We start from the raw sequence: 12,384 nt of genomic DNA, 5'->3' as shown, positions 1-12,384 counted from the left end.
AGGAAGGATTTTGCATCGTGCGCCTATCATTCACGACGAATGTGTTACGAAGAGGCATTGCGCTGGTCGTGCTGCTCTCGCTCGCCAGGCTAGCTGGGGCAGGGGCGGGCAATATTCCTTCGGCGCAAGCGGTGTCCACAACAATTGTCATCAGCCAGGTGTATGGCGGGGCCGGCTGCGGCACAGCTGGCTGTTCCACCTATAAAAATGATTACATCGAACTGTTCAACCGGAGTAGTATCGCTGTCTTGGTAAACGGCTGGTCGGTTCAGTATGCGGCGGCGACGGGTACTACGTGGCAAGTCACCAACTTACCGAATGTTTCAGTGCCAGCGGGCGGGTATTTGCTGGTGGCTGAAGGGGCGGGCGCAAACGGTGTCAACGACCTTCCTACTCCTGACGTGATCGGCGCTATTGCGATGAGTGCCACGGCCGGGAAAGTGGTGCTCGTCAGTACGACCACGGCCCTTTCCGGGGCTTGCCCTGCAGATGCTGCCATCGTGGATTTTGCTGGCTTTGGAACAGCGGCGAACTGTAACGAAGGTGGTGCGAACGCCCCTGCGCCCTCGATCACGACCGCTGATATACGCATCGGCAGCGGCTGCACCGACACCGACAATAACAGCGCAGATTTCGCGGCTGGCGCTCCCAATCCGCGCAACTCGGCTACGGCGCTCAATCCGTGTTTGGCATCTACCAATACCCCAACAAACACGCCGACGAACACGCCGACGAACATGCCCACCAATACACGAACGAACACGCCGACGAACACGCCAACGAACACGCCCACCAATACCCCGACGAACACTCCCACCAATACTCTAACCAACACGCCGACCAACACGGCGACCGATACCCCCACCAGCACGGCGACCGACACCGCGACGCCGACCACTACTTTTACCAACACACCCACCAACACCGCGACGCCGACCAGCACGGCGACCGATACCCCCACCAGCACAGCGACCGACACCGCGACGCCGACCACTACTTCTACCAACACAGCGACCGACACGCCGACAGATACGCCGACCACTACTTCTACCAGCACCCCCACCAACACCGCGACGCCGACCAGCACAGCGACCGACACCGCGACGCCGACCACTACTTCTACCAACACACCCACCAACACAGCGACCGACACGCCGACCGACACGCCGACAGATACGCCGACCACTACTTCTACCAGCACACCGACTGACACGCCGACGAACACACCAGGGCCGCAAGGTATGCTACGCGTATATGTACCATTTTTTCAGGTAGCCAGCTTACCAGATTTAATAAGCTCAGTGCAGATCAGTCCTGCGAAACAGGCGTTTGTGGCCGGTGAATCAGTCGAGATCGAGGTGACGATCACGAATCAGGGAAATGCTCCTGCTGGCGCTTTCTGGGTTGATTTGTATCTCAACCCCTCAGCCCCACCAACTGAGGCGAACCAGCTATGGAACAGCCGCTGTGGTATGCAACCATGTTTTGGCATGGCGTGGAAGGTAAGCAACGGGCTGGCACCGGGCGAGAGTATCACGCTATCGTCGCGGAACCTGCCACTGGGCTATTCGGTCTGGCCCGGCTACTTTGTGTCTGGCACCGCCGACATCTACGTGTACGCCGACAGCTACTACCCTGGAGCCGCTGTTGGCGCAGTAGCTGAAAGCGACGAGGCGAACAATCGCACCGAAGTGCATGGCCTGAAGGTCACAGGATCGAATCCAGCATTTGTGGGCGTGCACAACGCCAAAGAGCTCCAGCTGCGCCCGCCGCGCCCCCTGAAGTGATACAGTATAGAAAGGGCCGTACCCGTTTTGGGTACGGCCCTAAGGTTTCAAAAGGTACGCCACGCACCTCGCTTGATTCGCCGTGTGAACGTTAGTTTCGCGCCAGCGTAACGATCGCCGGCACGCGGTCGAACATCCAGAAGCCCAGCACCATGCCGATGATCGTGGCGTGAAGCGCCCACGCTGCCGCGATCCACAGCGCGCTCAGCCACCAGCCAACCAGCAGGAAGTAGATCGCTCGCAGCAGAAACGGAACCTGGCGCGCGTTGCGATACACCACATGGCCGCCCGGCATTACGATTGCGTCGGTGGTGCGCGGCTTGAGCGTCACGACCTGCGGCAGGCGGTTCAGCATATACAGGCCGAATGGCAGACCAATCACCGTGACGCACAGCACCCAGCCGATCACGGCCCAGACCGCGCTCAGCCACCAGCCAACCAGCACAAAATAAAGTGCGCGCACCAGCAGATTCGCGCCATCGTTGCGCACGACCACAACGGGTTGTGTTTGCATTGTATCAATCTCCTGCCCGGCGGGTTGTCCTGAAATATCGCCGGGTTCTGTTCATGATACGCAGCTGCGCGCAAAAGGTTGCAGGGCTTATTTGCCCCAGCGATTGCGCGCCCACTCGTCGGTGGCGCGGTGGTAGACGGCGGCGGTTTCGCTGGCGATCTGCCGCCAGTTGAAGGCATCGCGGGCGACGAGCAGCGCGTTGGCGGCGCGCGAACGCGACCACTCGGGGTGCTGGAGCGTGTGCAGAATGCCCCACGCCAGCGAGGCGGGGTCGTTCGAGTGTACCGTCAGGCCAGTTTCGTGCAGCTTCACCACCTCGGTCAGCCCGCCAGTTTCGGCCACTACCACCGGGCAGCCGGCAGCCATCGCTTCCAGCGCCACAATGCCAAAAGGCTCGTAGAGCGAAGGGAAGGTCGCCACGTCGGCGCAATGGTAGAGCTTGTCGCGCTCTTCGTCGGAAATAAAGCCGGCGAAATTGACGGATGAGCCGATGCCAAGCGCCCATGCGCGATGCTTGAGCGTGTCGAGGTAGGAGCCGGTGCCGGCGATCACAAGCTGGGCGTGCGGGAACACAGCCTGCACTTGCGGCCAGCAATCGAGCAGCGTGTGCAAGCCCTTTTCGTACACCAGCCGGCCGACATAAAACACCAGCGGCTCGTCGTCCTGGGCGTAGCGGCGGCGGAAGGTCAGGCGCTCGTCCTCGCTTGCGAATGGGTCGGGGTAGGCATACACGCCATTCGCCACCACGTCGATTTTGTCGAGCGGGGTGCTGAAATACGTGTTGATCTGCTGGGCCATGAAGTGCGAGCAGGCGATCACCCGCCACGACTCGTAGGTGAGCCACCACTCAATATGGTTGACCTGCTCGGCGTGGCCGCCGCCAATGTAGCCGCCCTGCCGCCCGCGCTCGGTGGCGTGGATGGTCGAGATCAGCGGGCGGCGCCAGGCGTGCTTGAGCGACACGCCGGCGTGCGCGGCCAGCCAGTCGTGCGCGTGAATAAGGTCGAACGGCCCGACCTCGGTGCGCAGCGCGCGGGCGGCATATTCCATCAGGCCATTCGCGTGCTGCACATACGAAACAAAGCCGTAGGCATCCATATGCGGCGGCTCGATCCGGTAGACGTGCACACCTTCTCTGGTGGTTTCGCGCTTGGCCCCGCCCCGCAGCAGTGGCGTCACCACATGGGCTTCAATTCCCTGGCGAACCAGCTCGGGCGCAAGATCCATGATGTGCTTGCCCAGGCCCCCGACGATGTGTGGCGGGTATTCCCAGGACAAGATCAAAACGCGCATGCTGCTCCTCTGGCCTACTGTGTCGTTGCGAAATCCGGCAGATTATATCATTGCCGTGGTGTCACCACAACCCTGCGCGGCTCAGCGCGCGCGCGCAACTGGCACGAAGATCGGCTGCGCGGGCGTGTTTGCCGGGCCGGTGCTGAGCGCGCCGCTTACGGCCAGGGCGTAGGGTTGCGTGCCGATCGGGATGTTGTGGGCGCGCACCTCGATGCGGTAGGTGCCGGGCTGTGGCCGCGCAACAATCACGCCTTCGACGTTGTTGATGCGGTCGCCGCCGCTGGCAGCATTGCCCCAGTATTCGCGGCCATCCGGGCCAATCAGCACCAGGTCGAGGTCGTTGACGAGCTGGCGCGCAGCCGAAAGCGATGCGGGTGGGTCGGTCCAGGCCAGCACGATGCGCAGAGGCAGCGCGCCGCTCACCAGCAGCGGGTGGGCCGCGCTTGTGGGGTAGCGCACAGTCTGGCCGGTTGCCAGCCCGGCGCTGTGGTCCTCGAACCAGGTGCGGAAAGGCGGCGGCGCATCGATAAAGCCCAGTGCTACGCGGCCCCAGCCATCCACACCATTCGGGCGCGCGGTGGGAATTTCGCGCTTGCCGCCGCTGCCGTACTGGCCGGGCGCGATGTCGTCGGTGGTGTTGAGCAGCGTGGCCTTGAGCAGCGCGGCGCTGGGTTGGGCAAAGCCGTGCAGCCCGAGCCATTCGCGCACCAGCGTACCCGCGCCCGCGGCGATGGGCGTGGCCATTGAGGTGCCGCCCGAGAAGACGTAGTTCGGATTGGCGTTGTAGGTGCCCCACAGCGGGTTGGCACCCGGCACATGCGAGCGATTCGAGAGAATATTCGTGCCCGGCGCAACCATGTCGGGCTTGATGCGCCCATCGTCGGCGGGGCCGCGCGAGGAAAACGGTGCCATGCCATTGCGATCATTCGAGGGCGTGTCGCTGGCGATTGGGTCGGCGCTGTAGCAGGTTGGGTCGAGCTCGCGGTAGGGCGAGTTGCTGCGCGGCGCGTCGGCGCGCTCGTTCTCGCTGGCGCCGACGGTGATGACGTTTTTCGCGGTGGCGGGCGCATACAGCGAGTCGGGGTTGATCACGCCATCACCAAAGGGCAGGCAGCCAAAAGCGGTGAAGTAGCCATCGTTGCCTGAGTTGCCGGCAGCAAAGAAGATCGCCATGTCGGGATGTTCCCAGACGAATTGGTCGGTGCTGCGCGAGGCGTCGGGGTAGCCGCCAAAGGTCGATTCCAGCTCGATAAGCGCCGAGCCGGTTGGGCCGCCCCAGCTGTTGGAGTGGATGCGCGCGCCGTCGGCATAGGCCTGCGCGAAGATCGGAACCGGGTCGTCGAGGCCCAGGATCTGCCCGAGCGCGTCGACCTCGAATGCCTGCGCCACCAGGCTGGCCTCGGGCGCAACGCCGGCAAACGATCCGTTGTACTGGTGCTGGGCTGGGTGCGCGCCCGACTGCATGCCCGCGCCGAGCAGCGAGCCAGCCACATGCGTGCCATGCCCAAACTGGTCGGCCAGGTCGCCGCCGTCGGAAAGAATGTGCGTGGCGTGAATACGGCCGGCAAAGTCGGGGCTGAGCGTGTTCATGTCACCCGTGTCGAGCCCCGAGTCGGCAATGCCGACGATCTGGCCCTGCCCGAACAGGCCGTGGTTCTGCCACACTGCGTCGGCCCCAATGATTGCGCGCGCGCGGTCGTTGAAGATGCGCATGGGCGTGGCCGGCTCGATCCAGCGCACATCGGGCTGCTGCGCGAGCGCCAGCAGATCGGCGGCGCTGACGCGTGGCCCGGCGGGCATGCCACGCGCGGCCAGAGCGTTGGCCAGCGCCTGCGACCGGCCGGGCCACGCGCGCACGCGCAGGGCCACCGGGGCGTCGAGCGTGCCGGCGGCCAGGGCTTCGAGCAAGCCCGGCGCGATCTTGTCGGCGGCGGTGAAGGGCAGGCGCGCGACCACGCCGGGCAGCTGTGCGGCGGCTGCAATCGCGGCGGGCGTGCCGCGCACCAGGAAGGCATAATCGGGGATGTATTCCAGCGCTTCCAGGCCGGCTGCGCGCAGGGCGCTGCGCTCGGCTGCGCCAAGCGGGCCACCAAACTGCACAATGGCGAGGTCGGGCGCGCTGGCGCGCAGCGCGATGGTAGGTTGTGCTGCGCTAGGCGCCAGCGCGTGGCTATGCAGGTAGAGCGGTGGCGGGCTGGGCTGGCGGGCAAATGCCGGAACGGCAAGGAGACTGAGCATCAGCGCGCACAGGCCGATCATGGCGTGGCGCTGGTGTTGGGTGAAGAATGGCATGATCGTCCTTTTCATAGTGCAATGGAGCTTATGCCTGCTCGCACGGCAGCTCGGCCAGCGCCTGGCGGGCCTGCCCGGCAAGCGGGCTGCCGGGGCCAAGCGTGCGTTCGTAGTGCGCCAGCACTGCCGCGATCGCCTCGCGGGCGCTGGCGCAATCGCCCTGTGCTGCGGTGATTTGCGCCTGGTGCATGCGCACCAGCATCGTTTCCGGGTGCGAGTCGCCGAGCTTGGCGTGCAGGATGGCGTGGGCCTGGCCGAAATGCTCTTCGGCGCGCTCAAGCTCGCCAAGCTGGCGCAGCGCCTCGCCCAGGTTGTTGTGCGTGCGGCCAATCCGCGAGTCGCCGGCCGGCATGATCGCCTGCGCGGTGGCAAGCACCTGCGCGAACTGCTCGGCAGCGGCGGCGGGCTGCTGCTCGCGCAGCAGCAGCAGCGCGATGTTGTTGCGCGCCAGCAGTGTGTAGGGATATTCATCGCCAAAGCGCGCCTGCCAGATTGCCAGGGCCTGCCCATAGTTGGCGCGCGCCGCCGCAAGGTTGCCCTGCTGGCGCTGTAGTTCGGCCAGGTTGTTGTAGCTTTCCGCCAGGTCGGGCGCGTCGGGCGGCAGCAGCTGGCGGCGAATGGCCAGCGCCTGCTGGTGGTAGCCTTCGGCGCGGCTGGCGGCACCGGCGGCGCGCACCCACTCGCCCAGGTTATTCAGCACCTCGGCGGCGAGCAAGGTGTCAAGCGTTTCGGCGTGTTGCAGCATTTCGAGCGCGCGCTCAAGGTAGGGCAGGCCGCCGGTGGCGTCGCCCGCCGCATCCAGCAGAAATGGCAGCCAGTTGTGCATCTGAATGGCGAGCTCGTCGTCGCGGGCGGCGGCGGCATCGGCGCGCAGGTGCAGGTGTGGCAGCAGGGCGCGCAATCCTGCGGTGTCGTCGTCGGCATAGCGCGCGGCTGCCTGGGCCGCGAGGAGCTGTTCGATAGCGGCGCGGGCCGGCTCGGGCGGGGCGGTGCGGCGCGCATAGGCCGCCACAATTGGGTGAATCAGCAATCGGTCGCCACTTTCGTTGAGCAAGCCCAGCTCGATCAGGCGGCGCAGCGCGCGCAAGGCCAGCCGCTCGCCCGCATTGCCGGGCAGCGCCGCCGGCAGCAGCGCGCGCTCGAAGGGCGCGTTTGGCGCGAAATAGCCCGCGCGCGCCAGCATGGCCCGCGCCAGCGCGTCGGCGGGGTCGGCTGGGTCGAGCCGCTCGAAGCTGAGCGCAAACGTCTTTCCAACACTGCGCGTGTGGGTGGTGGCGGTGTCGGCCACATCCACGCCCTGCATGGCGTCGTGCTCGATCAGGCCAGCAGCGCGCAGTTCGGCCAGGAATTGCTCGGGGCGGCCGGGCGGGTCGTGGCGGTAGGTTTCGAGGTAGCTGCCGGCCAGGTGCAGCGCCAGCGGCAGGTCGCCAAGCTCGCTGGCCAGCGCATCGAGCGCGGGCAGATTGGCCGGCAGGTCGGGCCGATACTGGCGCAGCAGCGCCACGCTTTCGGCGCGCGGCAGCATGGCCAGCGCCAGCCCGGCCACGCCCGACTGCTGCGGCCAGCGCTCGCGGCGGCTGGTGAGCAGCAACCGGCAGCCACCGCTGGCAGGCCGCCACTGCGCCAGCAGCGTTTCGTCTTCGCAGTTGTCGAACACGAGCAGGCGCGGGATGGGTTGTTCCCACGCCTGCCGCACCAGCTGCACCTGCGTTTCCAGCGCCAGGTCGGCCCAGTCGTCGCGGCTGATCAGGCCGCTGGCCCCGCAGGCGGCTACCTCGGCGGGCAGGGCCTGCGCATCGGCGCAGCTCAGCCAGAACACGCCACCCGCGAAGAATTGGCCGTAGCGGTGCGCAAATTCGGCCGCCAGGCTCGTTTTGCCCATGCCGCCAATGCCAGTGATCGCGGCGGCGTGGCCGCTGGCAGCCGCGCCCTGCGCTGCAATTTGCGCCACCAGTGCCTGTAAATCACCCACGCGCCCACAAAACAGTGGGTTGCGCGCGAGCGGCATGCGCGAAGGCGTGGGCAGCGGGGCGGGCGGCGGGATCGCAGGGCCATCGGGCAGCGTAAGCTCGGGCACAGCCGCTGGCCGGGCGTCGAGCAGGCGCGCAATCTGGGCAAGCAGCTCGTGCTGGTCGGCGGAAGCAGCCGCTGGCTCGGCTGGCGCAAAAGCCAGGCGGTGCTCGATTGCGGCGCGCCATTCGGCTGGCGGAAACAGTTCGAGCGCCCAGACCTCGGCATAGCGATCGAGTGGCAGCTGCGTGAGGATGAAAAACGCCACCGCTTCGTCGGCAGTGCAGCGCGCGTGGGCTGGCCGCCCCTCGGTGAAGGCGCGCACCACCCGAATCGCGTCAGACGGGTCGATGTTCAGGTTGCGCCCCTGGGCAAGGTAGGCGTGGTAGAACTCGTTGTAATCGGCAAAACCGGCGCGTGCCGCCACGTGCTGCTTTTGCTCGCCCGCGCGCTTGATCCAGCTGCGGATCAGCGCCGCTACGGCCTGCTTGGGCGTTTGTGTCGCCATTGGTAGCCCCTTCTGCTCGCCCGCGCCCGCCAAAAATGGCGAGCGGTTTCGCCAGCCCTGGCGGTTATTTCCAGGCCCTTCCCGCTATTGTTCAGCTATGCGGTGCTGCTGGAGCGCCGCGCAGAACTGAGCGAGGAGGTGATTGCAATGCGACAGCGTTTGGCACGCTGGCTGGCCCTGGGCTTGCTGGGCGTGGCGCTGGCGGCGGGTGTGGTGGCGCAGCCAGCCACGCGCGTGGCCCCGGCTCCGCTGCTAGCCAGCGACCCCGGTAACGGCAGCGGCGGCGGCGGCTAGGGCCGCGCCATTGCTGGCCCCGGCGGGCCTGGTACCACCCGCCGGAGCATTTGCCGCAACGCCAACACTTGTCGCAACCAAGCTGGCCCAGGTAAATGGTGTGTTTAAGATCGCCATCTCCGGTGTGCCATATGTATTTGCTATCAGCGCGCGCTGCGCCTGGGCAAGCGCCAGCGCCGCATCGCCGTGCGCGGCATAGGCGGCATACAGAGCTTCTAACACATGCTCCACGGCGCGGTCGTAGATCGGCCACAGGCTGGCGATCACGCGCGCGGCCCCGGCGGCCAGCAGCGCGCGGCTCACGCCCAGCACTTCGTCACCGGGCAGCACTTCGCCGGCAGCGCCTTCGCACGCCGTCAGCATCACCAGCGTGGCGTTGAGCCGCAGCCGCAGCAGGTCGTCGACCCACACATCGTCGTCGTAGAGCTTGATATGCCCAAGCAGGCCGCCCGCTGCGCCAAGCTGCGCATGGCTGGAAATATGGATCAGCTCGTACTCGGCAAGCGCGCCGTGCTGCCCCAGCGCCAGCAGCGCCTGGCGGGTGGCGTGCGCGCCTTCCAGCCGGGTTGCCGGCCCGGGCCAGTGGGCAGCCGCGCGATCGAGCGACGTGGCGACGCCGGGCAGGTTGGCGGCGCGGCCGCCAAAGCTGCCGCAGCCAAGCAGCAATGCCGGCGAGCGCGGCCCCGGCCGGCGCGCGGGCAGCGGGCGTAGCGCCAGCGTGGGCAGCAGCTCAATCACGGCGTGTTCGCACAGCCATCCGGCGCCGGTGCGCAGGGCAGCCCAGGGCAGGGCATGCAGTGCGCCGTGCGGCGCGATTAGCAGGCGGTGGCCGGGGTGCAAACGGGCGCAGAGTTCTGGGGGCAGCAGGCGTTCGCCAAGCGTGCAGAGCGCATCCCACGAGCGGGCGGGCGTGCCGCGCAGCCGCGCCAGGTCGCGGTAAACAAGCATGCGCTGGCGCGGTTGGCTGGCCGCGGCAAGCGCGGCGCGCAGGGTGGCGTCGAGCGGCACGTGCGCCAGCGCCAGGCTATCCGGAGTGATGATGGCAAGCAGCAGCTCGTGCTCACGCTCCATCGGCGCGAGCACCGTCCAGTCGTTCGCGTAGGCCGCCCGCAGCGTTGCGCGCAGCGCGCCCAGATCGAATGTGGCAAGGTTGGGCGGCGCAACGGGCGCAAGATGGCGCGTTTGCAGCAACGCATCGAGATAGGTGTGCATGGCGTGATCGAGCGCGACCGCGCCATCCGATGCGGCAAGCGCATTGCGCAGGTGCAGGCGGGCCTGTTCGCGCCGTTCGGCCTGTTCGAGCGGCAGCGGGGCAGCGCACGCTGCGATTTGCTGCTGAAGCACCAGCGCGCGCTGCTGCTCGGCAAAGGCCAGCACCATTGCCGCGTCGTTCTGCTGCGCGGCCAGGCTGAGCGCGTCGGCATAGAGTTGGGCGGCCTGGGCAAAAATGCCACTCGAAGCGTGTTCGCTGGCGAGGCCCTGGCGCAGCGTGGCCACATCCGCTCCGGCGGCGTAGTAGTGTGCAAGCGCAGCCCCGTATTCGGCGCGCTGCTCGGCGGTGCGGCCCAAACCGTGCCGGATGCGCCAGCGATGCGCCGGGCGGTCGGCCAGCTCGGGCTGGGCCGCGGCAAAGCAGGATTCGGCTGCGGCCCAGCGCCCGGCGGCGGCGTGCTGCCACCCCTGATCGAGCTGGCATTTGGCAGCGGCAGCCGGGTTGCCGCAGGCGCGAAATTCGTTCTGGGCGGTTTCAAGCGTCCTAAGGCTGGCTGGAAGGCCAAGCTGGTGCTCGGCGCGGGCGCGCACCAGCAGTATTTCGGCGCATTCCAATCGGTCGCCGGCGGCCTGCGCGGCGGGCTGGAGTGCATCAAGCAGTGCCAGTGCCTCGGCGGCCTGGCCTTCGGCGCACAGCGCCAGCGCCTGGTTGCGCCCGCAGATCAGTGCCAGCCGCTGGTCGCCAAGCTCGGTGTAGAAAGATTCGGCCTGGCGATAGGCGGCGCGGGCAATTTCGAACAAGCCGCTGTAGTGCGCCACAACGCCCAGGTTGAGGCCGCAGCGCGCGGCCATGTCGTGGCGTGCGCAGCGGGCAAACTGCTCGCGGGCGCGCACGGCATAGGCAATGGCGGTGGGGTAATCGCCCACGCATCCCGCCACGGTGCCGAGGTCTTTCCAGCAGAACGCCACGCGCAGCGGCATGTCGAACGCTTCAAAGGTGGCAAGCGCCTGCTCAAGCTCGGCGCGCGCCTGGCCGAAACGCTCCTGGCGCTGCCAGAGCCACGCCAGCTCGAAACGCACGCGCGCCTGATCGCTGGGCTGGCCGAGCATGGCATACTGGGCCAGCGCGCGGTGCAGCAGCTGCTCGCCGCGCGCGAGGTCGCCACAGCCAGCGGCGGCCACGCCTGCCACATGGGCGTAGCGCGCCTGAACGGCGGGCGGGGCATGCTGGTCGATCAGGGCAGCGGCCTGCTCGGCCAGCTCAAGCGCTGCCGCGTGCCGGCCAAGTACATTCAGGTGGGCGATCTGCTCGCAGCGTGCCGGGGCGGCGACCGCCCAGTCTTCGGTTTCGGCGCAACGTTCCAGCAGCGCCTGCCAGGCATCCTGATGCGCCGCGCCCACGCCCATGGTTTGGCGGGCGCTGAGCAGCGCAAGCTCGCAGCGGCGCGCGGCGGCGGCTTGCCCCCCGGCAGCATACAGCGCCTGCGCGCGTTCAAGCGCGGGCCGCGCCAGCGCAATGCGCTCCCAGCGCGCCAGCGCCCAGCCGCAGGCGAAGAGCGCGTCGGCGTTGCGGGCGCTGGCGAGCCGCCGCATAGCCACGCGCCCGGCGCGGCGCGGGTCGCGGCGGGCCAGCCATTCCAGGCGGGCGAAGCGCGCGGCCAGCTGGGATGGCGTGGCGGATTCGTTAGGCGGCATGGGCATCGGGCTCGATGGTAATGGTCAGGTCGGGGCCTGCCGCGCCGGTCAGCAGGTCGGCCGGTACGTCAGTGAAGTGGGCTACGCCATTTGCGTCGAGCGGCGCGCGGAAGATTTGTGTGTGAAAGCGCGCAATGACCCAGCCGGCCAGCGGTGGCGCGACCGTCACACCAACGAGCCAGGCATCGTTGCGCGGCTGCACCAGCACTGCGATCTGGTAGCCGGCCTGTTGTTCTTCGGCCACCAGCAGCTCGTCGTCGCCGCCACCCCAATGTGCCCCAAGCGCGGCGTGGGGCGCGAGCGCGCCATACAAAAAGCTGCGCGGCAGGTGAATTTGTGGCAGTGCCGGCGTGGCAAGTGGCAGCGGTGCAAGCGCGCCCCCAGCTTCGGCGGCGGCCAGCGCCAGGATGAGCCGGTAGTCGTCGGCACAGTCTTCGCATGTCCACAGATGCCACCACACCGCCGGGTAGCGCTCAATCGCGGCGCGTTCGCCGCGCGCGCGCGCCATGTCTGCGAAGGCGGGCAGCGCCTCCTGGCAATCGGCGCAGGGTAGTGGCGCGGGCGTGCCGCCGGGCAGCGCCAGTTCGGCCAGCAGCGCGGCCAGCGCGCCCCGGCAGTTTGCGCAGCCAGCCACGTGCGCGGCCAGTTCCGCTGGTGGCGGGCGCAGCGCCTGCGATTGGGTGAGCCACGCCCGCAGCGCGGCGCAATCTGGTTCTGCCATGAAGCGTATCCTGTTCATCTGGAGTATTCAGAAGCGATCACTCTGCTGGTGGCTTTCT

General features: G+C 67.5%; 8 protein-coding genes. 2 read left to right on the top strand and 6 right to left on the bottom strand.

What is annotated here, in order from left to right:
• The first annotated feature begins 17 nt into the window (after positions 1 to 17).
• Positions 18 to 1,787: a lamin tail domain-containing protein gene (locus M1P90_RS12105; RefSeq protein ID WP_483702911.1), complete on the top strand. Its 1,770-nt coding sequence runs from the start codon at positions 18 to 20 to the stop codon at positions 1,785 to 1,787.
• A 91-nt stretch (positions 1,788 to 1,878) separates the two neighbouring features.
• Here M1P90_RS12105 and M1P90_RS12100 read toward each other — a convergent pair whose 3' ends face one another.
• The 4 genes from M1P90_RS12100 to M1P90_RS12085 form a co-directional block, all read right to left on the bottom strand.
• On the bottom strand, positions 1,879 to 2,301 hold the full coding sequence (locus M1P90_RS12100; protein ID WP_483702910.1) for a YccF domain-containing protein: 423 nt from the start codon (positions 2,299 to 2,301) through the stop codon (positions 1,879 to 1,881).
• Between the two features lie 87 nt (positions 2,302 to 2,388).
• Positions 2,389 to 3,594, bottom strand: a complete 1,206-nt coding sequence (locus M1P90_RS12095; RefSeq protein WP_483702909.1) for a glycosyltransferase family 4 protein — start codon at positions 3,592 to 3,594, stop codon at positions 2,389 to 2,391.
• An 81-nt stretch (positions 3,595 to 3,675) separates the two neighbouring features.
• The gene (locus tag M1P90_RS12090; protein ID WP_483702908.1) at positions 3,676 to 5,886 is read right to left on the bottom strand and encodes a S8 family serine peptidase; all 2,211 of its coding nucleotides are present in this window, start codon (positions 5,884 to 5,886) and stop codon (positions 3,676 to 3,678) included.
• Between the two features lie 28 nt (positions 5,887 to 5,914).
• Positions 5,915 to 8,404, bottom strand: a complete 2,490-nt coding sequence (locus tag M1P90_RS12085; protein WP_483702907.1) for a tetratricopeptide repeat protein — start codon at positions 8,402 to 8,404, stop codon at positions 5,915 to 5,917.
• A 147-nt stretch (positions 8,405 to 8,551) separates the two neighbouring features.
• On the opposite strand from M1P90_RS12085, the gene M1P90_RS12080 reads away from it, so the two are divergent.
• Positions 8,552 to 8,698 carry a hypothetical protein gene (locus M1P90_RS12080; protein WP_483702906.1) on the top strand — a complete coding sequence of 49 codons (147 nt, stop codon included), beginning with the start codon at positions 8,552 to 8,554 and terminating at the stop codon, positions 8,696 to 8,698.
• Here the strand turns inward: M1P90_RS12080 and M1P90_RS12075 are convergent.
• Entirely contained in the window at positions 8,657 to 11,605 is a 2,949-nt protein-coding gene (locus tag M1P90_RS12075; protein WP_483702905.1) for a CHAT domain-containing protein, read from the bottom strand. The two genes, M1P90_RS12080 and M1P90_RS12075, sit on opposite strands and share 42 nt — an antisense overlap.
• Positions 11,595 to 12,326, bottom strand: coding sequence for a hypothetical protein (locus M1P90_RS12070; protein WP_483702904.1), 732 nt, complete (start codon positions 12,324 to 12,326; stop codon positions 11,595 to 11,597). Before M1P90_RS12070 ends, M1P90_RS12075 begins: the two co-directional genes overlap by 11 nt.
• Positions 12,327 to 12,384 lie beyond the last annotated feature (58 nt).

The sequence above is a fragment of the Kouleothrix sp. 19917 genome, assembly GCF_057073505.1.
Note: the sequence above shows the minus strand (reverse complement) of the source record. Positions and strands in the feature narration are given on the sequence as shown.

Coding starts and splice junctions, on each gene's coding strand:
- M1P90_RS12100 (WP_483702910.1), bottom strand. CDS start 2,301: ATGCAAACACAACCCGTTGTGGTCGTGCGCAACGATGGCGCGAATCTG.
- M1P90_RS12095 (WP_483702909.1), bottom strand. CDS start 3,594: ATGCGCGTTTTGATCTTGTCCTGGGAATACCCGCCACACATCGTCGGG.
- M1P90_RS12090 (WP_483702908.1), bottom strand. CDS start 5,886: ATGCCATTCTTCACCCAACACCAGCGCCACGCCATGATCGGCCTGTGC.
- M1P90_RS12085 (WP_483702907.1), bottom strand. CDS start 8,404: ATGGCGACACAAACGCCCAAGCAGGCCGTAGCGGCGCTGATCCGCAGC.
- M1P90_RS12080 (WP_483702906.1), top strand. CDS start 8,552: ATGCGACAGCGTTTGGCACGCTGGCTGGCCCTGGGCTTGCTGGGCGTG.
- M1P90_RS12075 (WP_483702905.1), bottom strand. CDS start 11,605: ATGCCGCCTAACGAATCCGCCACGCCATCCCAGCTGGCCGCGCGCTTC.
- M1P90_RS12070 (WP_483702904.1), bottom strand. CDS start 12,326: ATGGCAGAACCAGATTGCGCCGCGCTGCGGGCGTGGCTCACCCAATCG.